At 70.2% G+C, this 26,479-nt stretch carries 16 protein-coding genes and 2 pseudogenes; 7 read left to right on the forward strand and 11 right to left on the reverse strand.

Annotated elements, in window-relative coordinates; translation table 11 throughout:
- Positions 1-2: 2 nt before the first annotated feature.
- The 6 genes from ACZ79I_RS17300 to ACZ79I_RS17325 all read right to left on the reverse strand — a co-directional run bounded on the left by ACZ79I_RS17300 (position 3) and on the right by ACZ79I_RS17325 (position 7,306).
- On the reverse strand, positions 3-686 hold the full coding sequence (locus ACZ79I_RS17300; RefSeq protein WP_471498377.1) for a response regulator: 684 nt from the start codon (positions 684-686) through the stop codon (positions 3-5).
- Between the two features lie 113 nt (positions 687-799).
- Entirely contained in the window at positions 800-1,414 is a 615-nt protein-coding gene (kdpC, locus tag ACZ79I_RS17305; protein ID WP_471498378.1) for a potassium-transporting ATPase subunit KdpC, read from the reverse strand.
- A gap of 5 nt (positions 1,415-1,419) precedes the next feature.
- Entirely contained in the window at positions 1,420-3,564 is a 2,145-nt protein-coding gene (gene kdpB, locus ACZ79I_RS17310; protein ID WP_471498380.1) for a potassium-transporting ATPase subunit KdpB, read from the reverse strand.
- Positions 3,564-5,261 carry a potassium-transporting ATPase subunit KdpA gene (gene kdpA / locus ACZ79I_RS17315; RefSeq protein WP_471498382.1) on the reverse strand — a complete coding sequence of 566 codons (1,698 nt, stop codon included), beginning with the start codon at positions 5,259-5,261 and terminating at the stop codon, positions 3,564-3,566. The genes kdpB and kdpA overlap by 1 nt, the downstream gene beginning before the upstream one ends.
- Before the next feature lie 8 nt (positions 5,262-5,269).
- Complete coding sequence (gene kdpF / locus ACZ79I_RS17320; protein WP_055544543.1) at positions 5,270-5,359, reverse strand: K(+)-transporting ATPase subunit F; 90 nt, start codon at positions 5,357-5,359, stop codon at positions 5,270-5,272.
- Positions 5,360-5,893: 534 nt separating this feature from the next.
- On the reverse strand, positions 5,894-7,306 hold the full coding sequence (locus ACZ79I_RS17325; RefSeq protein WP_471498384.1) for a hypothetical protein: 1,413 nt from the start codon (positions 7,304-7,306) through the stop codon (positions 5,894-5,896).
- Between the two features lie 1,015 nt (positions 7,307-8,321).
- Between ACZ79I_RS17325 and ACZ79I_RS17330 the strand changes: the two genes are divergently transcribed.
- From ACZ79I_RS17330 to ACZ79I_RS17350, 5 genes and pseudogenes are all read left to right on the forward strand, one after another.
- Positions 8,322-10,274 carry an APC family permease gene (locus ACZ79I_RS17330; protein WP_471505026.1) on the forward strand — a complete coding sequence of 651 codons (1,953 nt, stop codon included), beginning with the start codon at positions 8,322-8,324 and terminating at the stop codon, positions 10,272-10,274.
- A 105-nt stretch (positions 10,275-10,379) separates the two neighbouring features.
- Positions 10,380-10,901, forward strand: coding sequence for a hypothetical protein (locus ACZ79I_RS17335; RefSeq protein ID WP_471498385.1), 522 nt, complete (start codon positions 10,380-10,382; stop codon positions 10,899-10,901).
- A 934-nt stretch (positions 10,902-11,835) separates the two neighbouring features.
- A complete protein-coding gene (locus ACZ79I_RS17340; RefSeq protein WP_471498387.1) occupies positions 11,836-14,487 on the forward strand; it encodes an RICIN domain-containing protein in 2,652 nt (883 codons plus the stop codon).
- Between the two features lie 719 nt (positions 14,488-15,206).
- Positions 15,207-15,862, forward strand: a pseudogene (locus ACZ79I_RS17345) (transposase); the annotation flags it as partial.
- Between the two features lie 591 nt (positions 15,863-16,453).
- Complete coding sequence (locus ACZ79I_RS17350; RefSeq protein WP_471498388.1) at positions 16,454-17,305, forward strand: alpha/beta fold hydrolase; 852 nt, start codon at positions 16,454-16,456, stop codon at positions 17,303-17,305.
- A gap of 178 nt (positions 17,306-17,483) precedes the next feature.
- On the opposite strand, the gene ACZ79I_RS17355 is transcribed toward ACZ79I_RS17350, so the two are convergent.
- From ACZ79I_RS17355 to ACZ79I_RS17370, 4 genes are all read right to left on the reverse strand, one after another.
- Positions 17,484-20,228, reverse strand: coding sequence for a cation-translocating P-type ATPase (locus tag ACZ79I_RS17355; RefSeq protein ID WP_471498390.1), 2,745 nt, complete (start codon positions 20,226-20,228; stop codon positions 17,484-17,486).
- Between the two features lie 3 nt (positions 20,229-20,231).
- On the reverse strand, positions 20,232-21,110 hold the full coding sequence (locus ACZ79I_RS17360; protein WP_471498391.1) for a universal stress protein: 879 nt from the start codon (positions 21,108-21,110) through the stop codon (positions 20,232-20,234).
- Positions 21,111-21,837: 727 nt separating this feature from the next.
- On the reverse strand, positions 21,838-23,079 hold the full coding sequence (locus ACZ79I_RS17365) for a PP2C family protein-serine/threonine phosphatase (protein ID WP_471498393.1): 1,242 nt from the start codon (positions 23,077-23,079) through the stop codon (positions 21,838-21,840).
- A gap of 883 nt (positions 23,080-23,962) precedes the next feature.
- Positions 23,963-24,445, reverse strand: a complete 483-nt coding sequence (locus ACZ79I_RS17370) for a DUF5994 family protein (protein WP_471498395.1) — start codon at positions 24,443-24,445, stop codon at positions 23,963-23,965.
- A gap of 259 nt (positions 24,446-24,704) precedes the next feature.
- On the opposite strand from ACZ79I_RS17370, the gene ACZ79I_RS17375 reads away from it, so the two are divergent.
- Positions 24,705-24,965 (forward strand): hypothetical protein, encoded by a 261-nt coding sequence (locus ACZ79I_RS17375; protein WP_471498396.1) that lies wholly within the window; start codon positions 24,705-24,707, stop codon positions 24,963-24,965.
- 76 nt (positions 24,966-25,041) lie between these two features.
- Complete coding sequence (locus tag ACZ79I_RS17380; protein WP_471498398.1) at positions 25,042-25,326, forward strand: hypothetical protein; 285 nt, start codon at positions 25,042-25,044, stop codon at positions 25,324-25,326.
- A 7-nt stretch (positions 25,327-25,333) separates the two neighbouring features.
- Here the strand turns inward: ACZ79I_RS17380 and ACZ79I_RS17385 are convergent.
- Positions 25,334-26,456 (reverse strand): annotated as a pseudogene (locus ACZ79I_RS17385) (IS630 family transposase).
- Positions 26,457-26,479 lie beyond the last annotated feature (23 nt).

A 26,479-nucleotide genomic window follows, 5' to 3' on the forward strand; every position in this document is an offset into this window, starting at 1 on the left:
GTTCACCCCTCGAAGCGGTAGCCCATGCCGGGCTCGGTGATCAGGTAACGGGGATGGGCGGGGTCCGATTCCAGTTTGCGTCGGAGCTGGGCCATGTAGACACGCAGGTAGTTCGTCTTGTTGCTCTGCGGTACGCCCCACACCTCCTGCAGCAGCTGCTTCTGCGTGATCAGGCGACCCGGATGGGTGACCAGGATCTCCAGCAGATGCCACTCGGTGGGGGTGAGCCGTACATCGCGCCCGCCGCGGATGGCCTTCTTGGCCACCAGGTCGATGGTGAAGTCGTCGGTCTTGACCAGGACGGTCTCAGGGACAGGGATCAGGGTCTCGGTGCGGCGGACGGCGGCACGCAGCCGGGCCATCAGCTCGTCCATGCTGAACGGCTTGGTGATGTAGTCGTCCGCGCCCGCGTCCAGGGCCTGCACCTTCTCGTCCGAGGCACGGCGCGCGGACAGCACCAGGATAGGTACGCGGGTCCAGCCGCGCAGGGCCCTGATGACGTCCACGCCGTCCATGTCGGGCAGTCCGAGATCCAGCACGACGACCTCGGGCTGGCGGGCAGCGGCCAGGCGGAGGGCGGTGGCGCCGTCGGGCGCCGCGTCCACGCCGTACTGCCGGGCCCGCATGTTGATCACGAGGGCCCGTACGAGCTGCGGATCGTCCTCCACCACCAGCACCCGGGTCATCGGTGTCGGCCTTCCTGTCGTCGGTGGGGTCAGTGCTGTGGAGACGGCGGCGGGAGCCGGCGGGCCCGGGTCTCCCCTGGTCCGTCGGCTCCCGGCCGTCCGAGTCCATAAGCTCATTGCTTCCCGGTGAGTTCCCTGAGCGCGATGTTGAGTTCCAGGACGTTGACGTGGGGCTCACCCATGAATCCGAGGCTGCGGCCGTCGGCGCGGTCCTTCACCAGCTTCCGCACCTCGGCGACGGACAGGCCGTTGGCCTTGGCCACCCGGTCGGCCTGGATGTCCGCGTACTGCGGGGAGATGTCCGGGTCGATGGCGGAGGCGGAGCCGGTGACCGCGTCGGCGGGCACCTTCGACTCGGGTACGCCGTTGAAGGCGGCGACCTGCTTCTTGGCCGCCCTGACGTTCTTCACGAGCGTGGGGTCGCTGGCACCCAGCTGGCTGGAGCCGGTGGCCAACGGGTCGTAGGCGCTGTTGGAGGGCCGTCCCTGGAACCACCTCGGGTCCGGCTTGTCGGTGCCCTCGACGTTCCAGCTCTGGCCGATCAGCTTCGAGCCGACCTCCCTGCCGTCGACCTTGACGACCGAGCCGTTCGCCTTGCTGTGGAACAGGGTCTGGCCGATCCCGGTGACGACGAGGGGGTAGACGATCCCGGTCACGACGGTGAGAACGAGCAGCATGCGCAGTGCGGCCCACGCCATGCGGGCGGAGTTCGCGAGAGAGGTGTTCATGTCCTTCACCCGATCCCGGGGATCAGAGAGATGAGCAGGTCGATGATCTTGATGCCGATGAAGGGCGCGATCAGGCCGCCGAGCCCGTAGATCGCGAGGTTTCTGCGCAGCATCCTGTCGGCGCTGACCGGCTTGTACTGCACGCCCTTCAGGGACAGCGGGACCAGCGCGATGATGATCAGCGCGTTGAAGACGACGGCCGACAGGATCGCCGAGTCGGGCGAGGACAGCTGCATGATGTTCAGCTTGTCGAGGCCCGGGTAGACCGCCGCGAACAGCGCGGGGATGATCGCGAAGTACTTCGCGACGTCGTTGGCGATGGAGAACGTGGTCAGCGCGCCCCGGGTGATCAGCAGCTGCTTGCCGATCTCGACGATCTCGATGAGCTTGGTCGGGTTGGAGTCGAGGTCGACCATGTTGCCGGCCTCCTTGGCGGCCGACGTACCGGTGTTCATCGCCACGCCGACGTCCGCCTGCGCCAGGGCAGGGGCGTCGTTGGTGCCGTCACCGGTCATCGCGACCAGCTTGCCGCCCGCCTGCTCCCGCTTGATCAGCGCCATCTTGTCCTCGGGGGTGGCCTCGGCGAGGAAGTCGTCGACGCCCGCCTCCTCGGCGATGGCCTTGGCGGTCAGCGGGTTGTCACCCGTGATCATGATGGTCTTGATGCCCATGCGGCGCAGTTCCTCGAACCGCTCCCGCATGCCGTCCTTGACGACGTCCTTGAGGTGGATGACACCCAGGACGCGAGCGCCCCTGTCGTCGTGGACGGCGACCAGCAGCGGGGTACCGCCGGCCTCGGAGATCCGGTTGGCGACGGCGTCCGCGTCCCGGGCCACCGTGCCGCCCTGCTCCTTGACCCAGGCGGTGACCGAGGCCGTGGCGCCCTTGCGGACCCTGCGCCCGTCCACGTCCACACCCGACATGCGGGTCTGGGCGGTGAAGGCGATCCACTCGGCGTGGGCCAGCTCGCCCTGGTGGCGCTCGCGCAGCCCGTACCTCTCCTTCGCCAGGACCACGACGGAGCGGCCCTCCGGGGTCTCGTCCGCGAGCGAGGACAGCTGGGCCGCGTCCGCCACCTCGGCCTCGGTGGTGCCACGCACCGGCACGAACTCCGCCGCCTGCCGGTTGCCGAGCGTGATGGTGCCGGTCTTGTCCAGCAGCAGCGTGGAGACGTCACCGGCGGCCTCCACCGCCCGGCCGGACATCGCCAGCACGTTGCGCTGCACCAGCCGGTCCATGCCCGCGATGCCGATCGCCGACAGCAGCGCGCCGATCGTCGTCGGGATCAGGCAGACCAGCAGCGCCACCAGCACGACCATGCCGAGCTTCGAGCCGGCGTAGTCGGCGAACGGCGGCAAGGTCGCCACAGCGAGAAGGAAGATGATCGTCAGCGAGGCGAGCAGGATGTTCAGCGCGATCTCGTTGGGCGTCTTCTGCCGGGCCGCGCCCTCGACGAGGCTGATCATCCGGTCGATGAACGTCTCGCCCGGCTTCGTCGTGATCTTGATGACGATCCGGTCGGACAGCACCTTCGTGCCGCCGGTCACCGCCGAGCGGTCGCCGCCGGACTCGCGGATGACCGGCGCCGACTCACCGGTGATCGCCGACTCGTCGACCGAAGCGACGCCCTCGATGACGTCACCGTCGCCGGGGATGATGTCACCGGCCTCGCAGACCACCAGGTCGCCGATCTTCAGCTCGATGCCCGGCACCTGTTCCTCGGAACCGTCCCCCCGCAGTCTGCGCGCCACCGTGTCGGTCTTGGCCTTGCGCAGGGTGTCGGCCTGGGCCTTGCCGCGGCCCTCGGCGACCGCCTCCGCGAGGTTGGCGAAGACGACGGTCAGCCACAGCCAGGCGCTGATCGCCCAGCCGAACCAGTCGCCCGGGTCCTTGAAGGAGAAGATCGTCGTCAGGACGGAGCCGACGAGGACCACGAACATCACGGGCGACTTGACCATCACCCGTGGGTCGAGCTTGCGGAGGGCATCCGGCAGCGACGTGACCAGTTGCTTCGGGTCGAACAGGCCCCCGCCGACCCGGCCGTCTGCCTTGTGTCCCGTCGGTGCGTCCTGGTGGGGCGCGAGGGTGGGAGTGCCAGTGGACATGGAGTCCTGCTTCTTCATGTCTGTCTTCTGCGTGTTGGTGGTCATCACGCCAGCCCTTCGGCCAGCGGGCCCAGCGCGAGCGCCGGGAAGAACGTCAGACCGGTGATGATCAGGATTGCGCCCACCAGCAGGCCGGTGAAAAGGGGCTTCTCGGTGCGCAGGGTGCCCGCGGTGGCCGGCACCGGCTTCTGCTCGGCCAACGACCCGGCCAGCGCCAGCACGAACACCATCGGGAGGAAGCGGCCGAGCAGCATGCACAGGCCCAGCATCGTGTTGTGGTACTCGGTGTTGGCGGCGAAGCCGGCGAAGGCGGAACCGTTGTTGTTCGATGCGGACGTGTAGGCGTACAGCACTTCGGAGAAGCCGTGCGCGCCGATGTTCGTCATCGACGACTGGCCCTTGCCCAGCGCCATCGCCAGCGCGGTGCCGATCAGCACCAGCGCCGGGGTGACCAGGATGTACATGGCCGCCAGCTTGATCTCACGGGAGCCGATCTTCTTGCCCAGGTACTCGGGGGTACGGCCGACCATCAGACCGGCGATGAACACCGCGATGACCGCCATGATCAGCATGCCGTAGAGGCCGGAGCCCGTACCGCCGGGCGCGATCTCGCCGAGCATCATGCCGAGCAGCAGGACGCCGCCGGACAGCCCGCTGAAGGAGTCGTGGAAGGAGTCGACCGAGCCCGTCGAGGTCATCGTGGTGGACACCGCGAACAGCGAGGAGTTGCCCTCACCGAAGCGCTGCTCCTTGCCCTCCATCGCGCCGCCCGCCAACTGCGAGGCGGTACCGGGGTGGGCGTACTCCAGCCAGGTCACGGCGACCACACCGAAGAACCAGATGACGCCCATCGCGGCCACGATCGCGTAGCCCTGCTTCACGCTGCCGACCATCCTGCCGAAGGTACGCGGCAGCGAGAACGGGATCACCAGCAGCAGGAAGATCTCCAGCCAGTTGGTGAAGCCGTTGGGGTTCTCGAACGGGTGCGAGGAGTTGGCGTTGAAGAAACCGCCGCCGTTGGTGCCCAGGTCCTTGATGGCCTCCTGGGAGGCGACCGCGCCGGGGCTGATGGCCTGCTTGTCACCCGTGAGCGTGGTGATCGTGTGGATGTCGCCGAAGTTCTGGATGGCGCCCGCCGCGATCAGGACCACGGCCGCGACCACCGAGATCGGGATCAGGATCCGGATGGTGCAGCGCACCAGGTCGGCCCAGAAGTTGCCCAGGTCTCCGGTGCGGATGGGGGTCCCCCCGCTCGAGCGGAGCCGAGAGTGGGGGAGGGCGAAGCCGCGCACCAGCGCCACCGCCACGGCGATCCCCACCGCGGCGGAGACGAAGTTCTGCACGGCCAGGCCCATCGTCTGGGTCACATGGCTCATCGCCACCTCGCCCGAGTACGACTGCCAGTTCGTGTTCGACACGAAGGAGGCGGCCGTGTTGAACGCCTGGTCCGGGCTGATCGGCTTGAAGCCGAGAGACAGCGGCAGCCTGTCCTGCACCCGCTGCAGCACGTAGAGGAACAGCACGCTCACCGCGGAGAAGACCAGCATGCCCCGCAGGTAGGCCGGCCAGCGCATCTCCGCGTCGGGGTTCGCGCCGACCGCACGGTAGATCCACCTCTCGACCCGCAGGTGCTTCTTGGACTGGAAGACGGCGGCCATGTAGTCGCCGAAGGGACGGTGCACCAACGCGAGCGCGCCGACCAGCGCGATCACCAGGAGCACGTCGGCAAGGACGGGACCCATCTGCTGTCTCAGAACCTCTCCGGGAAGACGAGGGCGAGGACGAGGTAACCCAACAGGGCGACGGCGACGATCAGGCCGACGATGTTCTCGGCGGTCACAGCTTCGCCACCCCCTTGGCGACGAGAGCCACCAGCGTGAACGCCGCGACGGTGGCGATGACGAAGGCCAGGTCGGCCATCGTGAGCTCCTGGATGAGGTTCGGTAAGAGTCGGACCAGTACAGGAAACCCGCCCCCCGATCGGATACAACGCTCCTTGACGGCCCTCTGACGGCGACTCTGGCAGCCTTGACGCAGCTCTTACGGCCCGCTGTCGTCCTGCCGAGGCCGGGCTCGCACGGCTGGAGGAGATCTCCGAACTGGAAGCCGTCCCCGCCACCGTCCTCGACCGGCTGCGCCGGGGTTTCCGGGCGCGGCTCGACGCCGCCCGAGAGCGCCTCGGCGATGACGCGGGGCCTCTCGACAGCGCCCCGCAGGAGTCCGCCGGCCTCGTCTGCCGTCAGCTCCGCCGCGACCTGATCACCGTCGGGGTGTCGGAACTCCACCGCCTGTACGACGAGCACCGCATCAGCGACACCACCCGCCGCCGTCTCCAGCGCTCCCTCGACCTGGAGGAGGCACGGCTGGCGGACGCCTAACGGAACTCGGCCAGCCTGGGCCGCAGGCCCAGGCCGGTGGCCACCCACGCCGCCAGCAGCAGGCCGCAGCCCCAGGGCAGCAGACCGGTCAGTGTCGAGCGGCCGGCCCGGACCGACGTCGCGAAGTGACCGCGGTTGACGGTGATCAGCTGGTCCAGGGCGTCCGTGTACGCGCCGAAGTGCGCGTTGGACATGCCCGGCTCCCAGCTGATGCAGAAGGCGACGGCATCCCGTTCCTTGCCCTGCGCGACCAGCGCGCGGATCCGGCGGTCGTCGCGCTGGTAGGCGGCGTACGTCTCCACCGTCCTCTCGGCCGCCGCCCGCTCCCCGGTGTAGGTGATGTTGTCCAGTTCGCGCCGGTACTCACCGGTGAACCGCAGATCGCCGTGGTCGCGCCGATACGCCTGCCAGGTCCGGGCGAGGCCGTCGTCGTACGTCGCGAGGGTCGTCCCCTTCATGCCGTACAGCTGCTGGGACTTGCCGAGGAACGCCTGCGCGTACTGGTCGCGGCGCTGGGGATCGAGGAGGTAGCGGCTCTCGTCGGCGTTCGCGTCGTAGGCGATGGCGCGGGCGCTCGAGAGGGCCACGACGGAGTCGAAGGCGTCGCGCCGGGCGCCGCGCAGGTGTCCGGCGGTGGCGGACAGCAGGTGCGTACCGAGGAGCACGGCCAGCAGGGTGCAGACCGTGGCGGCGAGCATCCCCGGGTTGAGGATCCGGTGGAAGCGCCGGGCCAGGTACCACTGCAGGACGCCGAGCACGGCCAGCAGGAGCACGCCGAGCGCCACGACGGCGGCCAGTTGCGCGGCGAGGGCCGAGCGCGCGGAGTCGTACTGCCGCTCGAAGGCGCGGTTGTTGGAGTCCACCAGGCTGCGGGCCTCGGGGATGAGCCGACGCTGGAGCAGGTCGGTGGCGGTGCGGTAGTCGTCGAGAGCGGCCTGCCTGCCGCCGGTGCGTCCGTCGTTCTCCAGGGCGCGGCCGATCAGCTCCTGGTACTCGGAGAAGTCGTCGGTCAGCGCTTCCACGGTCTTCTCGGCGGCGTGGTCGCCCTCGGCGGCCACGGCCAGCGTGCGCAGCTGGTGTCCGATCGCGCGGCGGGCGTCGCCGTAGAACCCGATCGCCTTCGTGTACGGCACCGTCATCCGCCCGCTGCCCGCGTTCCCACCGGACAGCAGGATGTTGGCGGCCTGCGCGTCCATGTCGTTCAGCGCGAGGTCGAGGTCGGTGGCGCTGGTGGTGCGCGGCGCGTCCCGCCCGGACACGGCGTCCCAGGTTCCGGAGGCGGCCAGCCCGGCCAGCAGGAGCAGCAGGGCAAGAGCGAGGGCGAGTGAGGCCGTGGCGGCGCGCAGAAGACGCAGCCGCGCGGGCACGGTGGCCCAGTAGCGGCGGCGCAGAGCGGCCCACGCGGCCACGGCCTCGCGGCCGGGGCGGCGCCCCGGCCCGGTCGGCCGCGACCCCCCTCGCGGGCGCGTCGCCGGACCTCTCAGGACAGGGGCGGTGCTTCTGTGCTGTGTCCGTGCAGCAGTCCCGGCCTTCGCCTCGGGACTGTGCGCGCCACCGGCGGTGATCGTCACGCGCCCTCCAACGTCACGCCGCGGACGGTCGCCCGCCCCCCGTGGCGATCAGTCTGCGACCGGAACCGGCCAGGTGCGGCGCGCATTGACGCGCCCCTGACGCCTTCTCAGGTCCCTTTGACGGAGCTTTGACGCGGCCCGCGTTCTGTCCGTATGAAGGCCGCAAATTCCTTGCCGTGCAGGCAGGTTCGGGGCGTGCATGCGGATAGGTTTCCTGTCGGCCGCCGGAGGAGGCCGCAGGCGTCAGCGGCCCAACGGCTCCGAGTCCCTCCCCCATCGGAGTCGGACCGCGGCGGACGGCGCCCGTCCGAAGGACCGGCGCCGGTGCACGGCGCCCCGTCGTCGCCTCGTCGCCCCGTCGTCGCCTCGTCGCCCCGTCGTCGCCTCGTCGCCCCGTCGTCGCCTCGTCGCCTCGTCGCCTCGTCGCCGGCGACCGTGCGCCGCCGTGCGGTGCCGGGGCCCCGGCACCGCAGGGCCCTCCGGCGGTCGTCTTCCCCGTCATCTCACGAAGGTCGTCGTGCATGGACTGCGCCGTCGGCAGTCCCGTGGCACGTGATCGGCTCAGCGCATGACGACGGCACACGGCAGCAGGAGAGCCCGCGGGACCGGCTCCGGAGCGGAACTCACGTGCCCGTCGACATCACGCTCGGTGGCCGCCGCTGCCTCGCCGTGCCGCCCTGATACCGCTCGCTTGTGCTGGCCGCCGACGCTCGCGCCTCGGTTTTTAACGCAACCTTGATGCCGCCCGAGGAGTGATCCATGGGCCCACGCATCACTCTCCGCTTATGGTGGTGCCGCCGTCCGCGTGATGGCCGACACCCTCACGCCGAGCCGCACCCAGGAGAGCATGTCGATGGCCACCACGGAACACCCGCCGCCGAGCCGACTGCGGACGTGGATGCTGCAGGGCCTGTCCGACATGGGCAAGGGGATCCAGCAGGGACCGCACGCCGAGCCCGAGCCACCGCACAAGGGACAGCGCTGGTACCGGGTCATGTGCCTCACCGGCGTCGACTACTTCTCCACCCTCGGCTACCAGCCCGGCATCGCAGCCCTCGCGGCCGGTCTGCTGTCGCCGGTCGCGACCCTCGTGCTGGTCGTCGTCACCCTGGCGGGCGCCCTGCCCGTATACCGGAGGGTGGCCGAGGAGAGTCCGCACGGCGAGGGTTCGATCGCCATGCTCGAACGGCTGCTGTCCTTCTGGCAGGGCAAGCTCTTCGTACTCACCCTGCTCGGCTTCGCCGCCACCGACTTCCTGATCACCATCACGCTCTCCGCCGCCGACGCCTCCACCCACCTGATCGAGAACCCCCATCTGACGGGCGTGCTGCACGGCCGGCAGATGCTGATCACCCTGATCCTCATCGCTCTGCTCGGCGCGGTCTTCCTCAAGGGCTTCCTGGAGGCCATCGGCGTCGCGGTCGTCCTGGTGGTGGCCTACCTCGGCCTCAACGCCGTGGTCGTGGTCGCCGGCCTGTGGCACGTCCTCACGGCAGGGCACGTGGTCGCCGACTGGACCAGCGCCCTGACCACCGAGCACGGAAGCATCCTTGCCATGATCGGCGTGTCCCTGCTGGTCTTCCCCAAGCTGGCGCTCGGCCTGTCCGGCTTCGAGACCGGCGTCGCCGTCATGCCCCATGTGCAGGGCGACCCGGGAGACACCGAGGAGAAGCCCGCAGGCCGCATCCGGGACACCAAGAAGCTGCTCACGGCCGCCGCGCTGATCATGAGCGTGTTCCTGATCGCCACCAGCTTCATCACAACGGTCCTGATCCCCGAGAAGGAGTTCAGGGCGGGCGGCCAGGCCAATGGTCGCGCCCTCGCCTACCTGGCGCACGAGTACCTGGGCGGAACCTTCGGCACCCTCTACGATCTGTCGACGATCGCGATCCTGTGGTTCGCGGGTGCCTCCGCCATGGCCGGGCTGCTGAACCTGATGCCCCGCTATCTGCCTCGCTACGGCATGGCCCCGCAGTGGGCGCGGGCCGTGCGCCCCATGGTCATCGTCTTCACGCTCATCGCGTTCCTGGTGACCTGGCTCTTCGACGCGGACGTGGACGCCCAGGGCGGCGCCTATGCGACCGGTGTGCTGGTGCTGATGTCCTCCGCGGCGATCGCGGTGACCATCGCCGCCCGCAAGGCCGGAGAACGCCGCTGGGTCATCGCGTTCGCGGTCGTCTCGGCGGTCCTGCTGTACGTCACCGTCGCCAACGTCATCGAACGCCCGGACGGCGTGAAGATCGGCGCCTGCTTCATCGCCGGCATCATCCTCGTCTCGCTGCTCTCCCGCCTGGCCCGCGCCTTCGAACTGCGCGTCACCCACGTCGAACTGGACGACATGGCGGAACGATTCGTCCGGGACATGTCCCACCGCCGCATCCGCTTCATCGCCAACGAGCCCGACCGGCGCGACAAGGCCGAGTACCGCGACAAGATCGAGCAGATCCGCAAGGACAACGAGATCCCCGCGCAGGATGACTTCGCCTTCGTCGAGGTGACCGTCACCGACCCCTCCGAATTCGAGGCCGGCCTGACGGTACGCGGAGAGATCATGCACGACCGCTACCGGGTGCTGACCCTGGAGTCCTCATCCATCCCGAACGCCCTGGCAGCCCTGCTGCTCCACGTCCGCGAGAGCACGGGCTGCACCCCGCACATCTACTTCGAGTGGACCGAGGGCAGCCCCTTCGCCAACTTCCTGCGCTTCTTCCTCTTCGGCCAGGGCGAGGTCGCCCCCGTCACCCGGGAAGTGCTGCGCGAGGCGGAACCGGACCGCGAGCGACGACCCCGCGTCCACGTCGGATGACCCGGGAGACCACGCGTCAGGATCCCGCCAAGATTCCGCCCCACGGCGTCAGAAGACCGTCAGCAGAAGTCGCCCATGCGCTCACCGCCGCCTAGCGTCGACGTCATGCAACGCAGCAGCGGACCGCTCGGCCCGGCCGGCGACCACCACTGGCGTGGCAGCGCCCGGCTGGCGCTGACCTGCGCCCTCGCGTTCTGCGCCATGGCCCTGCTGGTCGACTGGGACGCGGGAAGCCTCACTCCCCTCCGCGCCATGCTGTGGATCACCCTGTCCGCCGTGCTCCTCGCCGTCCTCCTGCCGCACCGGGTGACCGCGGGCCGCGGCTGGCTCGCAGCGCGGAGCGTCTGGCGCCGTCGCATGGTGTGCACGGACGCGTTGGTGACCGTACGCCAGTACGGCGGTGTCTCCTCCCACCTGGTCCTGCGCGACGCCTACGGCCACCGCCTGGAACTCGACCCCCGCGTCCTGGCCGCCAACCCGCTGATCTGGCACGAGCTCGACACCGGCGTCCGCCGCTCCGTCGAACATTGCACGCTGCGCGAAGGAGCAGACGTCCTGGAACGACTCGGCCACCGGATCGACGACGAGACCACACAGGCGGTCCTCAGGGCCTCCGGGCTTCACTGAGAGACACTCGTCAGCCGCCACGACGCTGCGGTCGAGGAAGCTCCCTCGTGCGTGCGCGATGCGTGAGCGGACGGTCCGGCATGGCGCGTCATGAGGCGGATCGAGTGGGCGGCCACGTGGCGCTGACCAGGTGAGACAGCACCACGCATCAGCGTCGGGCACCCCCGGCAAGGATTCGATCCCACTCCTGAAGCGGGTGTCGCAGGTTCGAATCGAATCCTGCCGGGGGCACAGAGAGAAGGGCCAGCTCAGGAGGGATTCCCTCCCAGGCTGGTCCTTCGCCGTGTTCGGGGTCGTGCCACATGAGTGCCACTGGAGTCCACGCGGAGTCCACATCCCTGGGTAGAGAGCCGGTGTCTCTCAACTGTTGGATATGGACGTGCCGAAGAGCGATGACTACGCGAGAACCAGCATGCGACTGACCATATGGGGCTGCCTTGCCGGGTTGGCCGTGGCCTTGGCTATCCCGGTGTACATGGTGGTGGCCGTGCTCCTGGACGGGATGCCGACCCCTTGAGGCTATCGGCCGCCCGGTGGCACGCCCTCTTGCGGTACAGGTGGCGGATGGAGCGGCCCGCGCAGTCGTTGTCTGAAATGCATGCCCGTGAGCTGCACTTGCACAACAGACCCCAGTCGGGAGCTTCCTCTCACCGACCCTGGCGGATCACGGCTCCGAGCCGATCAGCGTCGGCCCGATCACGGTCACTGGTCATGCGCCGGCAGGTCAGCGCGTCGACAGCAAGGGCACCAGCGTCACCCGGCTGCTGATCAACGCCGACCGCGCCACGAGCCCAGCGCACCACGAGGTGAAGAAGTTCCCGGCTTGGGGCAACCCTTTGCGGTGCCTGTGACCACAAGGAGTCGGATCCTGCCATTGCCGTGGCCCGGATTCGCCTTTCCTCTGGTGAACGGTATGCAAGGAGAACACCTCCCCATGAACACCCCCACGCACGGCGGGCGCCGCGGGCGTCACCGCCGTCGCTGGACCGCCACCGGTCTGCTGCTCGGCGTGCCCGCCGTCGTCGTGCCGTATCTCCTGTTCGCGCAGGAGGACTCGCAGGCCGCGACGGTCGACGGCAATGCCTACTACCGGCTGGTCTCCGTGCGCAGCGGCAAGGTGCTGGACGTCAACGGCTTCTCCACCGCCGACGGCACCCGTATCCAGCAGTGGACCGACCAGAACACCGCCAACCAGCAGTGGAGGCTGAAGTCCGCCGGGGACGGCTACTACGAGCTGGTGAACCGCAACAGCGGCAAAGTGCTGGGCATAGCGGGCGATTCGGCCGCGCAGGGGGCCGCCGCCGAGCAGCAGACCGACAGTTCCTCCGCCTCCCAGGAGTGGCGGATCAACGAGGTGAGCGGTTCCGGCGCCGTCACCTTCACCTCCCGCAGGAGCGGCCAGGTCCTGGACGTCTCCGCAGGCTCCACGGCCCAGGGTGCGGCAGTCATCCAGTATCCCGGCAGGGGCAGCACCAACCAGCAGTGGAAGCTGGTGAAGACGGCCGAGACCCAGGCGGCCGGGGCCGGCGGGGCGCAGACCACGGCCGCGGCCGGAGCGTATGTGTGGAAGAACGCCCAGGTGGTGGGCGGTGGTTACGTCACCGGGCTGGTGTTCAACCCGCGGGAGAAGGGCCTGCTGTACGCGCGTACCGACATGGGCGGGGCCTACCGCTGGGACACCGGGGCCGAGCAGTGGATCCCGCTGACCGACTGGGTCGGCGAGAAGGACTGGAACCTGCTGGGCATCGATTCGCTGGCCACCGACCCCGTCGACCCGGGCCGGCTCTACCTCGCGGCGGGCACCTACACCAACGAGTGGGCGGGCAACGGCGCGATCCTGCGGTCCGCCGACCGGGGCCGCACCTTCCAGCGCACCGATCTGCCCTTCAAGCTGGGCGGCAACGAGGACGGCCGCGGGGCGGGCGAACGGCTGGTGATCAACCCTGCGGACCACGGCATGCTGCTGCTGGGCACCCGCAAGAACGGCCTGTGGCGCAGCACCGACTACGGCGTGACATGGAGTCAGGTCTCCTCCTTCCCCGTCAAGGACGGGGCGAGCAGCGGCGCGGGCATCTCCTTCGTGACGTACGGCCCGGCCGGCAGCAAGACGATCTACGTCGGCGTCGCCGACCGGTCCACCTCCCTGTACCGCTCCACCGACGGCGGCAGCACCTGGCAGGCCGTCTCCGGGCAGCCCACCGGCCAGATGCCGCAGCACGGCGTGCTCTCCGGTGACGGCTCGCTGTACCTGACCTACACCAACAACCTCGGCCCCAACGGCGTGACGGCGGGTTCGGTGTGGAAGTACACGCCGGCCGGCGGGGCGTGGAAGAACGTCTCCCCGTCCCAGGGAAGCTACGGGTTCTCCGGTCTGGCCGTCGACCCGCAGAGGCCGTCCACGGTGATGGTCACCACCCTCGACCGCTGGTGGCCCGAGGACGAGCTCTACCGGAGCACCGACGGCGGCGCGACCTGGAAGGCACTGGCCGCGAAATCGGTGCGGGACCCCTCCGCCGCCCCGTATGTCGGTACCGGCATCGGGCACTGGATGACCGCCCTGGCCATCGATCCCTTCGACTCCGGGCACGTGCTGTACGGCACCGGCAGCGGCATCTGGGGCAGCAAGGACGTCACCGCCACCGACAGCGGCGGCACCAGCCACTGGACCGTGGGGGCCCAGGGGCTGGAGGAGACCGCACTGGCGGACGCGATCGCCCCGCCCGGCGGCGCCACCCTCATCACCGCCATGGGCGACCAAGGCGGTTTCTGGTACGACTCCCTGACCAAGGTGCCCGCCGGACGGCTGAAGAACCCGATGATGACCAACAGCACCGACATCGATTTCGCCCAGTCCAACCCCTCGATGACGGTCCGGGTCGGCCGTGGCGGCGAACAGGACGGCGCCTACTCCACCGACGGCGGCCGCAACTGGAACGGCTTCAAAGCAGAGCCGGTCGGCAGCGCCGACAGCGGCCACATCGCGCTCGCGGCGGACGGCTCCACCATCGTCTGGACCGAGGCCGGCCAGGCCCCGTACCGCTCGACCGACAAGGGAGCGAATTGGTCGAAGGTCAGCGGCCTGGGCACCGACGCCGTGGTCGTCGCCGACCGCTCCTCGGCCAAGACCTTCTACTCACTGACCGGCTGCACCCTCTACGCCAGTACCGACGGCGGCGCGACCTTCACCGCCCGCGCCACCAACCTGCCCGCCGGCCGGCTCACGGCCGTCCCCGGCATCGCCGGGGACCTGTGGATCGCCGGCAGCGCCAAGGGGCTGCTGCACTCCACCGACGGCGGCCGCACCTTCACCACCATCACAACGGTGCAATCCGCCTCCGCCCTCGGCTTCGGCAAGGCCAAGCCGGGCACCTCCTACCAGGCCCTGTACCTGATCGGCACCGTCAAGAACGTCACCGGAGTCTTCCGCTCCACCGACAAGGGCGCCACCTGGCTCCGCATCAACGACAAGGCCCACCAGTGGGGCGCCATCGGCGGCCTCGGCATCATCACCGGCGACCCCGACACCTACGCCCGCGTCTACGTCGGCACCAACGGACGCGGCCTCCAGTACGGCGACCCGTCCTGAGCCCGACGCCCGAGCGGGGCCGCAGCCACAACGGCCTGCGGCCCCGCCCTGGCTGAGGGACCTCGCGGAGGCGAGGGCCGCGGCGTCACCTCACCGGCAGGTATCAGGCAGCCCAGCGCGGAAACCGTCGCTGGAGCACCGCGTTCCTCTCCCGGAAGGTGCTGTGCCCTGCGCGTGCCCGTATGAGCGGAAGACCACGGTCACCAGCGGTTCGATCCGGTCCCGACAACCACTCCCCGTCGGAGACGTCTGCGCAGGCCAGGGTCACAGCGCCCACTCAGGCGCCGTCGCTTTCCAAGCTCAGGGCTTCGGAGATGCAGCTGCTCTCGGCGCGGGCCCGCCGTGGCGTCTGGCTCCGTCGACGACACGAGTTGTGGCTGAGGCCGGTGGCGGTGCAGCGGCGGCGGGGCACACACACGCGCGCCTGGTCGGCCGGCGCACCCCCCGTCGTGGCCGACTGTCGTCGGCTGAGGTCCGTGCCACAACCATGCCAGATGCAGCGGTCGGCCACGGTCAACGAGGGTGTCTCGCGGTCGAGTTTGCAGCCGCCTCACCGGGTATCGAAGCCCCAGGTCACCGGCGGGGCGGTTGCGTCCATGGAAGTGGTGTACGGGTTCGACCTGATCCGGGGGTTTGCTCCGGCGCCGGGATGATGCCCGCATGGATGAACGGCCACCGGCTGATCTTCGAGGTGTCGAAGCCCGAAGGAGATCAGCACGATGACCGCACCCGACAGTCTGCCCCTGCACGCCCTCACGGAGGACAACGTCGCCGCGGCGAGTCCCGATCTGCTGCGCGCGGTGATCAAGACGTTCGCCGACGCCCTCATGTCCGCCGAGGCCGACGCCCTCTGCAACGCCGAATACGGGCAGGTCAGCGACGAGAGAGCCGACCGCCGCAACGGTTGTCGCCCGCGCGAGTGGGACACCCGGGCCGGGACCGTCGAACTCGCCATCCCCGAGCCCAGGTCCGGCAGTTGCTTCCCGCACCGGCTACTGGAACGACGACGCCGGGCCGAGCAGGCCCTCATCTCGGTGGTCGCCGCCGCCTACCTGCTCGGCGTCCCAACCCGCCGCGTCGAGAAACATGCCGAGTCCCCCGGCATCACGCAGCCGTCGAAGTCCCAGGTGTCCGCGATGGCCAAGCACCTGGACAAGCAGGCCGCCGCCTTCCGCAACCGGCCACTGGAGGCCGGACCCTACTCTTTCGTCTGGGTCCACGCGCTGAACGGGAAGGTCCGCGAGGGCGCCGCGTCATCAACCACCATGCTCTGATCGCGGTCGGCGTCCACGCCGGCGGACACCGCGAGATCCTGGACGTCGCCACCGCCGAGGACGGCGCCGGCCGGCCGGCATTCCTGCACTCGCTGATCGCTCCGCCGTGATCCGCCTGTTCGGCACGGTCCTGGCCGAGCAGAACGACGAGTGGACCGAGGCCCGCCGCCACATGGGACTCGACCTGCCGACCAAGGCCCGGCCCGCCTCCACCCGATCGAGTCAGAAACCGACGAGACCGCCCTGCCCACCGAACTCACCGCATAGCCTCAGAACGAGATCACCGAGTGGCCGTCGTCGATGGTCGTCGGGTTCACCCCGCACAGGTGCTACCGCTCCGGCGGTCTCCACCCAGACAGCATCCTCGGGCAGCTCTGGCAAGCCGAGTAGGGCTCCGCTCGTTCGCTCTACGAGGCCAACGCCGGACGCAAGAACCCCGCCCCGTCACCCCATCGGACCTGCCGGAGGGCCCGAAACACCCGCGTCGAGGAGGCTCTTTAACCGACGCCCTCTCACTGAAAGCGAGACAGGCCGTGTTGTCCCTGCCCCCCGTCCAGCCCTCCCGCATACGCACCTCCGCCGTGTCCGCCGCGCTTGTCATCGCCGCCTCGACAACCGCGGCCCCGGCGACGGCCCACTCTGCTGACGGCCGGAGCGGACCGAACGCCGGCTCAGGCACCAAGCCCACGATCGTGCTGGTACACGGCGCCTTCTCCGACGGCTCGGTGTGGCGGGGCGTCATGGAACGGCTGCAGCGGTTCGGCTATCCCGTCGTCGCCCCGCCCGACGATCTGCGAGACCTCACTCAGGACGCCGCGCACCTCGCCTCGTTCCTCAGCACTGTCGAGGGCCCGATCGTCTTGGTCGGTCACTCCTACGGAGGAGCAGTGATCACCAACGCCGCGGCACGGGCTTCCAGCGTCCAGGCGCTCGTCTACATCGCGGCCATGGCACTCGACAAGGGCGAGAGTGCGGAGGAGATGGACAGACGGTTCCCCGGCGGCAGCCTCCCGCGGACCGCGCTCGGACCTGTGCCCTATCCGCTGCCCGGCGGCAGCAGTGGCATGGAGTTCTACGTCAAGCCGGACAAGTTCCGTCAGATGCTGGTCGCCGGCGCCCCCGCCCGGACGGCCGACGTGATGGCTGCGTCACAGCGTCCGATCGCGGCCGCCGCGCTTGCCGGGAAGTCTCGGGCGGCAGCGTGGAGGACCATTCCGTCCTGGTACCTGATCCCCACCCGCGACAGGGCCATCCCGCCGGCCGCCGAACGCTTCATGGCCGAGCGCGCCGGCTCCCACACCATCGAGGTGGACGCCCCGCACTTCGCCATGGTCACCCATCCTGGGGCCGTCACGCGGCTGATCCTCGACGCGGCGACCGGCCGGACCGCCCCGACGGGGGCCAGCCTGGCGAAGGCCGCTTCCTCCGGCCGCACGCGGGTCGTCATCGGGGCAGCCAGCACAGCGGCGATGGGCACCACCCTCGTCTTTGCGGCACGCAGGCGCAAGCTCCGGCTTCGCACCGAGGAACAGGGCACCGGGTGACGGGCTCGCCCACCCTGCGGCTCGGCCGAAGGTTCGTCAGACAGGCGGATTCGTCCGAGGACCAGGCCCGGTGCGCCGGGCGCGCTTTACGCTTCCGTGAGGTTGCGGAGGGTCGTTCGGTGGTCCGATGCGGGGCCGCGCATACGAAGGCGATCTGCGGCAGTGGTGTCGCAGTCGGTCAGTCCGCGCTGCTCCGGCGGGCGGCGAGGCCGATACGTGCCCGTCCCGCGCGCCAGGCGTGTTCGGTCAGCAGCACGGTGGCGGCGGTGGCCAGGCACACGGCCCATTGAGCGGGCTCCAGGGGGACGGTGTCGAAGACGCTCCGGGCGAAAGGTGCCTGGACGGCGATGACCTGGAGGGTGAGGACGGCGGCCAGGCAGATCCACAGGGTGCGGTTGTGCAGTTGGTGGCGGCCCAGGACGGGGCCGTCCTCGTTGCGTGCGGCCAGGGCGTTGAAGAGCTGGTAGAGGACGAAGGTGGTGAAGGCCATGGTGGCGGCCGTCGCGGTGTCGGTGAGATGACGGGCGGCGGCGAAGACGGCCACGGTGCCGGTGGCCATGAGGGCGCCGGCCCGGGTGATGGCGGTCAGGCGGCGCGCGTTGAGGAGGCGTTCACCGGGCGGACGGGGCGGGCGGTGCATGACGTCGTCCCGCGGGGGGTCGATGCCCAGGGCCATGGCGGGCGGCCCGTCCATGATGATGTTGACCCACAGCAGCTGGATCGCGGACATGGGTGCGGGCAGTCCGGCCAGCACGGTGGCGAGCAGGGTGAGGATGGCGCCGATGTTGGTGGACAGCTGGAAGCGGACGAAGGTGACGATGTTGTCGTAGATGGAGCGGCCTTCGCGTATCGCGCGGACGACGGTGGAGAAGTCGTCGTCGGTGAGCACCATGTCGGCGGCCTCTTTGGCGACGTCGGTGCCGGTGATGCCCATGGCGACGCCGATGTGGGCGGCACGCAGGGCGGCGGCGTCGTTGACACCGTCGCCGGTCATGGCCACGATGTGGCCGCGCCGGGAGAGGGCGCGCACGATGGTGACCTTGTGCTCGGGGGCGACGCGGGCGAAGACGCCGATGTCCTCGATGCGGCCGGCGAGGTCCTGCTCGCTCATCCGGGCCAGATCGGTGCCGGTGACGGCGTCGCCGGTGATGCCGAGTTCGCGTGCGACGGCGGCGGCGGTGTCGGCGTGATCCCCCGTGATCATCTTGACGGTGACCCCGGCGGCCTGGGCGAGGGCGACGGCGTCGCGGGCCTGGGGGCGGGGTGGGTCGGCGATTCCGGCGATAGCGGTGAGGGTCAGCCCCGTCACCTCGTCCGGGTCGGGCCGGTCGGTGGTGGTGGTGACGGTGGCGGTGGCGGCGCCGAGGACGCGCAGGCCCCGACTGCCCATCCGCCCGGCGGCATCGGTGACCTCACGGCGGCGCTCTGCGGTGAGGGGGGCGGGACCGTTGTCGGTCAGGACGTGGGTGCAGCGGTCCAGCAGGACGTCGACGGCGCCCTTGGCGTGGATGCGGGTGGATCCGCCGGCATCGGTGTGGAAGGTGGCCATGTACTTGGCCGCCGGATCGAAGGGCACCTCGCCGGTGCGTGGGGTGCGGGCGCGCAGGGTGTCGGCGTCGAGACCGGTCTTGGCGGCGAGCACGATGAGGGCCGCCTCGGTGGGGTCGCCGATGATGCCGCCCGGGGTGAGGCGGGCGTCGTTGCACAGCGCGAACGGCAACACCGTCTCGTGCAGGTCCGGGGCCGGGGCACCGTTGTCGGCGGGGCGTACGGTGCCGGTGGTGCCGTAGCCCTCACCGCTCACCTCGTACCGGCGTCCGGCGGCCCACAGGGTGCGGCAGGTCATCTCGTTCAGGGTCAGGGTGCCGGTCTTGTCACTGCACACCACGGTCGCGGAGCCCAGCGCCTCGACCGAGGCCAGGCGTTTGACGATGGCGCCGCGGCGGGCCATGCGGTAGACGCCGAGGGCCAGGGTGAGGGCGAGGACGGCGGGCAGTCCCTCGGGGATCGCGGCGACCGCCAGGGCCACTGCGCGCAGCGCGAGGCCGGCCAGGTCTTCGCCGCGGACGAGGGCGGCGAGCACGTAGGCGGCCACGGCGACGCCGCTGACGAGGGCCAGGCGCCGGCCGAGGCTGTCCATCTGGACCTGCAGTGGGCTGGGCGGTTCGCTGCCGGTGCGCAGTGCCTCGGCGATGGTGCCGACCTCGGTGCGCATGCCGGTGGCGGTGACGATCATCTCGGCGCGGCCGCGGGTCAAGGCCGTGTTCATGAAGAGCATGCCGGTGCGTTCGGCGACCGGCACGGGCTCGTCGCCGTCGGCTGTGCCGGGCGTGGTCGTCTTGGCGACGGGACGGGATTCTCCCGTGAGAGCGGCCTCGGCGGCCTCGACCGATGCGGCGACCACCAGGCGCCCGTCGGCGGGGACGCGGTCGCCGGATTCGAGGAGGACGACGTCGCCGGGCACCAGGGTGCGGGCCGGCACCGTCTCCACCCTGCCGTCACGGCGCACCCGGGCGGTGGGCACCAGCATCTGGCGCAGTGCTTCCAGGCTGCGCTCGGCGCGGCGTTCTTGCAGGTAACCGATGGTGGCGTTGATGACGAGGACGACGGTGACGACGATGGCGTCCTTGACGTCGCCGATGATTCCGGCGACGACGGCGGCGGCGAGCAGGATGCCGATCAGCCAGCTGCGGAACTGGTCCAGCAGGCGCAGCCACTGCGGCCGGCGGGCCGGTTCGGCCAGTTCGTTGGCTCCCCAGGCGCCGGCCCGCTGCTCGGCGCCCGCCGCGGTCAGGCCCGTCGCCGGGTCCACGTCGAGCAGGCCCGCCACCTCGGTGGCCTCCCGCCGGTAGGCGTCCGCCACCGCTTCCGCAGGTGTGGGTGTGGTGGGGGACGTGGCAGCGGCCGGGGGCTGCTGGGACATGGGTCACTCCTTGCCGCGCACGGCAACGACGGGGCGGTGGGCGTGGTGAGGCAGGGCCTGACCGACCGGACCGGGCGGCAGGCCGGTGAAGCCGCCGCGGCCCCCGGCTCCGGCCGACACCGGCTGCGCTTCCCGGCCGGCGTCGACCAGGGCGGGGCGGATCCGGGAGCGCACCAGGCGCCGCTCCACCGTGACGTGCGGACAGACCTCCTGCCAGCAGGTCGCCGTCTCGTCCCGCAGGGGCTGCTCGGCCTCGCGGAGGTGGTCGCTGTCCGCCACCACGGCGGTCAGGGGGTCACCGGGCCCTTCGTAGGCGCAGCTCCAGGTGTTCCCCACGTGCAGCGCCACCAGTGGCGTCTTGCGCGGTGCGGTCTCGGCGAACGCGAACCGCACCGCCGCCTCGCCCGCTCCGGAGCCGTCCACGGCCGGCAGCACCGGACCGGCCGGAGCCGGGCGTCCACGCACCACCATCAGCGGGCGGTGACCGTGGGCGGCCAGCTGCACCGCGGTGGAACCGAGCAGCAGCCCGGCGAAGGCGGAAAGGCCCCGGCTGCCGACCACCGCCGCCGGGCGTGACTCGATCTCCAACACGTCGAACGCCTCACCGGCCGCCACGGAACGGGTGGTCTCGATGTCCGGTGCCACCGCGTGCGCCCGTTCCTCGGCGCGGGCCGGTGCCCCGTGCACCATCGGCTCCAGGCCGTGGGCGGCCGCGTTCCACGGAGCCGCATCGGACGGCAGATGCGATGGAGGACGGCGGAAGCGGAAAGCGTGCACGATGCGCAGCGGCACCTCTCGCAGGTGCGCCTCACGGGCCGCGGGCTCGGCCGCGCCCAGGCTGGAGGCGGGACCGTCCACCCCGACGATCAGCGGGTCACTCATCGCGCGCTCCCGTCCCGGAAGGCCACCGGCGAGCGGCCGTTCCACCTCCCAGCCTCGGCGCCGCCGCCCACCGCGGCCAGGGGCCATCAGGCCGCCCGAGGGGCCGCTCGGCCCCGCCGAGATCCCCCGAAGACCGGGACACCGGCATCAACCCGTACGGATCAGGCCGGGCCCTGGCGCCAGTGCTCGAGTACCCGTGGGCGCCTGCCGAATATCCGTGCACGGCGGGCCGCCGGTACGGGGTTCGGTTCGCACAGGTTCCGGATTCATGACTGACGGGCGATTGTGCGTGGACGTCACGATCGGGCACCCCGACAGCCTGGCTGACCGGCCCCAGCAGCGGCCCGGCGAACCCGCCCATGCCCCCGGGACCCGTCGACCACGAGCTCCGCGGCAGGCGACTGCGCCTCCAGCACCGTCAACGGCTCCCCCGTCACCACCGCGTGGGAGACATCCGCCCCCGGTGCCACCGGCTCGGCGCGCGCCACGGCCTCACCGTTTTCGGCAGGTGAATGAGAGCCACTCGGGCAGTGGGGTCGAGAGCCGCGTTGCTCCGTCCGTGGTCCGGACAGGCCGATGTTCCCCGGGTCCCCCTCGGGCCGCGTCCCTGACAGGCACGGCTCGTGAGGGCCCGGCTTCGTGTGGCCGCGGTCGAGCGCGTGGCAGTCGGCCGGGCCGCGGGGTCCGTACCGTGTCGGTTCCGTCAGTGGTGGTGCGGGGTGTGGCTTCACTCCATGGTGGCGAGGTGGTCGGCGGCGCCGCCGCGCCACTCGATCAGGAAGAGCGTCGCGTCGTCGCTGGTGATGCCGCCCCGTTCCTGCTTCAGGACGTGGGACAGGGAGCGCACCACCGCGCGCACGCCTTCCTCGGTGTGCTCGATGCGCCTGACCCAGTCGATGAGTTGTTCCACGCCGAACTGCTCACCACCGGCTCCGCGCTCTTCGATGAGGCCGTCGGTGAAGCACAGCACCCGGTCGCCACGTTGGAGTGTCTGCTCGCTGACCCGGGGCTCGTCGCCGCCGAAGCCGACCGGCAGGGTGGTGGGGCTGTGCAGTTGCTGGACGACCTCGTGATCGCGGATCAGCAGCGGCGCGGGATGGCCCGCGTTGACCCAGCGCAGGTGGCCCGTGGTGATGTCCAGGCGCATCATCTGCGCGGTGACGAAGTGGTCGGGCCCGAACTGCTCGGCGATGGCCCGGTCCATAAACGCGTAGATCTCGGACAGGCCGATGCCTGCGCGTCGGGCGTGCCGGTAGGCGCCGACGGCGATCGTCGCCATCGTGGCGGCGTCCAGGCCGTGGCCCATCGCGTCGACAATGGCCAGGTGCAGGATGTCGTCGTTGAGGGCGTAGTCGAAGCTGTCGCCGGCGACGTGGTAGGCGGGCTCGAGGATGCCGGCGAGCGCGGCCTGCGGGACGGACATCGCCAGCGGCGGCAGCAGGGACCACTGGATCTCCGCGGCCACGCTCATCGGCTCGCGGCGCCGGGCCAGGAAGAACTGGTCTGTGTAGTGGTGCTTGGTGACCAGCATGTCGGCGACCAGGCCGGCCAGGCGGCGCAGCAGCCGCCGGTCGTCGTCATCGACGGCGTCCAGGGTCAGGGCGAGCACGCCCACCTGGTCGCTTCCGTCCAGCAACGGCAGGAACATCCGGATGCCGCCGGGCTGCTGCACCTCGACGGGGCTGGCACGCAGGAAGGCGGTGCCGGCGTGGGAGTCACCGATCGGCTCGGGCTCGCCGACGACCAGCCGCCTGCCGGGCAGCGGCACCAGATGCAGCTGCCCGTAGTCCTGCAAGAGGATCGAGACGTCCCGGCCACCGACGTGGCTCACCTCCTCCGCGACCAGAGGGGCGATCAGCTGCGGCGGCATTTCGTGCGCGCGGTCCAGCAGCACGCCCAGCAGCCGCTCACCGAAGCCCTCCGACCGGTCCACCACGCCCCTGTCCGGCTGCCGTTCGCCTTCCGCCATAACCATGCCCTTCCATCCCGCCGGCCTCGTGTCGCACGACGGAGGTGCGATTCACCCGGGTGATGCGGTGTTCGGCTGCGCGGGACCGGGCCGGGCTCCTCCGTTCACTCCCAGTCCGCGCACCAGCGCCGCAAGAAGTCCGTCTCGCGCGCTGCTCCACGGCCGGGAGTGCCCTGCCCCCACCGAGAGCATTTCGCGCAACGCGGCCACGGCGGTGCCGTTCCCTGCGAATGACGACAACGGGCAGCCGAGAACCGCCCGGGACGGGATCGCCTGATGGACGTCCTGAAAACGGGCGCTGCAACGCCCTGGAACTGGAGGCTGCCCGCGCTCGTCGGCTCACTGGACCCGGGCTTGGGCATTGTCACCCGTGTCACCGTGGACACCGCCACCCGGCCTGACGCCCCGCACAGGGTCATGGCACCTGGCCACGTGATCGAGGTGGCCCCGGCGGACCCGCCGGCTGCTGACAGCTGCCGCCGATCACCACAACCCGCTGACGGCCTCGCGCATGCCGGCGCCGGCAGAGACCAGCTTCCTTCTCGGGGTAGCCACCTGCGAGCCGGAGGAAGGGCACGGAACCGTCTGAGAGCCGTCACGGACGGGCGACCCACGCAAGCCGACCGGTACGGCCGTCGACGATCCCTATCGCCGCTGTCGAAGATCAACCGGAGACCTCTTCATGAACCGCGGGGACCCGTTCGGTCCCGACCACGTGGCAGCCCAGATGATGCGGCTGAACACAACGACGGTCATGTCCGAGGGGTCAACGCCGGTCACCCGCCGCCGCCCGTACTCGTCCATGACCACCGTGTCGTGCGTGGCTGCCAGAGCCGCACCACCACGACGGCCGGTTCGACGGCGGGCCGGGCCGAGGCGCCCGTCAGTTCGAGAGTCCCCGTCCGCTTCCGGTGTCGATGAGAATCCGTTCCGCCTGAGTGACGTTGTCGGCCCGGACGGCCTGGGCCATCGCGGCGTGTGCGGCCTCGGGTGTCGCGTCCGGTGGGACCAGGAGCAGCGAGAAGTGGTCCTGGTCGCCTCTGGTGACCAGAACGGTGTCGTCACCGACCGGGAAGGAGTCGATGTGCACCAAACAGTCGTCGACGATCATCCGGGTCGGGAGTCCTTCCCAGGCCCCGGCGTCCAGCCCGACGCGGGCGATGGGGCCGAGGTGCTCGATGAGGGCCTTCAGCAGGGCGGGCAGCTCGGCGCCGATATCGCGCGACCGAGGCCACCACGCACCGTCGAGGATGCCCTCACGCGACTCCGTCGTTTCCAGCCGAAGCAGTGCGTACCCCGGCCGCATGGCCTGATGAACGCCACTCGGCAGATGCCGGGAACCAGGGGGTGTATCGGAACCGATCATGGGGCACCGCCCGTGTTTCGAGGTTCGGTGCGAACCGGGATTCGACTACCACGCTACTCCTGGTGTCGCCGAGCGCCGGTGTCTCAGGGGCTCGCCCTGACTCCCGCTGCCCGATTCGGGGAGCAGGGACGACAGGCGCGGGCATAGGCTTCAGGAGAGGGGCGTACGTGGAAGCGCGGCGGCACCCGGATCCCGGACGATCCCAGCAGCAACCCCTCGCAGGTGCTCGGCGCCGCCGCCCGCAGGTGGGAGGTTCGCCATGGATCACGAACCATTGCCCTCTGCGGGCCATGCCGAGGTACGTATCGTCGCAGCAACGCCGGATGTCGCTCGTCGCGTCGCCCAAGTACTTCGGTACTGCTTTGCCTCGACCGAGCAGCGCAGCTACCCCGCCGGCCGCGGAGGGGCGACCCGTCTGCATCTCACCATCGACACCACGCACATCGCGCAGCCCGCACAATCGTGGCTGGCCTCCAGCGAATCGACCTTCGACGATCATGATCCCGCGGACGAGGTGTGACCCGACCGGGAAAGCCGCGATGCCCCGCCACCCACCAGCGTCCGCACCGTCGGCTACGAGCCCGAGAGCGACAGCCATGACGACACTCCGTGAACGCAAGACGTACCGCATGGCGGTTCTCCAGTCTCTGTACGGAGCCGCCGAACGCAATCGACCTGAGGTCAGTGGGGCGACACTCCGCGACGAGCTGCGTCTCCCCGATGAGGACCTCTCCGCGGCCTGCTCATACCTGGTCGGCGAGGGCCTGATCACCGTCGACTGGACATCCCACAAGACCCCCGCCACCGTCTCGCTGACACATGAGGGCATCCGGTTCATGGAGGAGGAGGAAGAGTCGGCTGCGCCTGCCCAGGATGACTAGTGCCGCATCAGGCCACGTTCGCCCTGTTGACTACTTGGCGTAGGCGTTCATCGGAGGCGTGCTTGTTCCGCCAGATGATGTAGCGGCGGATCATGCTGCCCTGCTCCTTGTGGCTGGCATGGTCGGTGCCGTCCAGTGCGAAGTAGCGCAGGGCGGTGAACTGGGCCTCGATACGGTTGAGCCAGGAGCTGTTGGTCGGCGTGTAGGCGAACTCGACGTTGTTGGCCGCAGCCCAGTCGCCGACCCGGCTGTCCTTCTTCGTGGTCAGGTGCGGGAAGAAGTTGTCGAGTACGATCGCGATGCGGATCTCGGGCGGGTGGAGAGTGCGCAGGTAGCGGCAGAACTCGAGGAACCTCGTCCGGTTCTTCTTCCGCTTGATGTGGCCGTAGAGCTTGTCCTTGGCCAGGTCGTAGGCGGCGAACAGGTGCCTGACCCCGTGCGGGCGGGTGTAGGTCGCCCGCCTGCGGGGCCAGGGTTCCCGGTCGGGGTCCTTGTGCCGTCCGCCGCGCTCGGCCCATTGTCGCCCGGGGTGAGGCTGCAGGTTGAGCGGGCCGAACTCGTCCAGGCATAAGACGACTTCGGGTTCGCCGTCCTCGGGTATGACCTCGCCGTCGGCGATCGCGTAGAGGTGCTCGACGCGGGCCTTCTTGGCCGCGTAGTCCGGGTCGCGGGAGGTCTTCCAGGTCTCTATGCGTTGAAACGAGACGCCCTCCTCGCGGAGCAGTGCCCGCAGGCCCTCATGGCTGATGTCGTCGACCACCCCCTCGGCGACCAGGAAGTCGGCCAGCTTGGCCAGGCTCCAGGTCGAGAACGGCAGGCCGTGCTCAGCCGGCCTGGACTTGGCGATCTTCTTGATCTCCCGGCGTTCCGGGAGGGTGAAGGTTCTGGGCCGGCCACCCTTGTACTTGGGGGTAGAGCGAGTCGAAGCCGTCGGCGTTGAAGTTGTGGATCACGTCCCGGACCCGGTCCGCACTGGTGAACGTCACCTCGGCGATCTTTGGCACGGAAATGCCCTGCGCGGACAGCAGCACCATCTGGGCTCGCCGCCAGGTCACCACCGATCCAGTACCCCTGCGGATGATCCGCAGCAGTCTTCGGCCCTCGTCGTCATCGATCTCCCGTACCTGCACGACGTTTCCTCAGCTCGGCAAGC

The organism is Streptomyces sp. PSU-S4-23 (assembly GCF_055632315.1).

Excerpts from the sequence above, each read along its gene's own strand:
- ACZ79I_RS17300 (WP_471498377.1), bottom strand. The coding sequence starts at position 686 with ATGACCCGGGTGCTGGTGGTGGAGGACGATCCGCAGCTCGTACGGGCC.
- kdpC (WP_471498378.1), bottom strand. The coding sequence starts at position 1,414 with ATGAACACCTCTCTCGCGAACTCCGCCCGCATGGCGTGGGCCGCACTG.
- kdpB (WP_471498380.1), bottom strand. The coding sequence starts at position 3,564 with ATGACCACCAACACGCAGAAGACAGACATGAAGAAGCAGGACTCCATG.
- kdpA (WP_471498382.1), bottom strand. The coding sequence starts at position 5,261 with ATGGGTCCCGTCCTTGCCGACGTGCTCCTGGTGATCGCGCTGGTCGGC.
- ACZ79I_RS17330 (WP_471505026.1), top strand. The coding sequence starts at position 8,322 with ATGGCCACCACGGAACACCCGCCGCCGAGCCGACTGCGGACGTGGATG.
- ACZ79I_RS17335 (WP_471498385.1), top strand. The coding sequence starts at position 10,380 with ATGCAACGCAGCAGCGGACCGCTCGGCCCGGCCGGCGACCACCACTGG.
- ACZ79I_RS17340 (WP_471498387.1), top strand. The coding sequence starts at position 11,836 with ATGAACACCCCCACGCACGGCGGGCGCCGCGGGCGTCACCGCCGTCGC.
- ACZ79I_RS17355 (WP_471498390.1), bottom strand. The coding sequence starts at position 20,228 with ATGTCCCAGCAGCCCCCGGCCGCTGCCACGTCCCCCACCACACCCACA.
- ACZ79I_RS17360 (WP_471498391.1), bottom strand. The coding sequence starts at position 21,110 with ATGAGTGACCCGCTGATCGTCGGGGTGGACGGTCCCGCCTCCAGCCTG.
- ACZ79I_RS17365 (WP_471498393.1), bottom strand. The coding sequence starts at position 23,079 with ATGGCGGAAGGCGAACGGCAGCCGGACAGGGGCGTGGTGGACCGGTCG.
- ACZ79I_RS17370 (WP_471498395.1), bottom strand. The coding sequence starts at position 24,445 with ATGATCGGTTCCGATACACCCCCTGGTTCCCGGCATCTGCCGAGTGGC.
- ACZ79I_RS17375 (WP_471498396.1), top strand. The coding sequence starts at position 24,705 with ATGGATCACGAACCATTGCCCTCTGCGGGCCATGCCGAGGTACGTATC.
- ACZ79I_RS17380 (WP_471498398.1), top strand. The coding sequence starts at position 25,042 with ATGACGACACTCCGTGAACGCAAGACGTACCGCATGGCGGTTCTCCAG.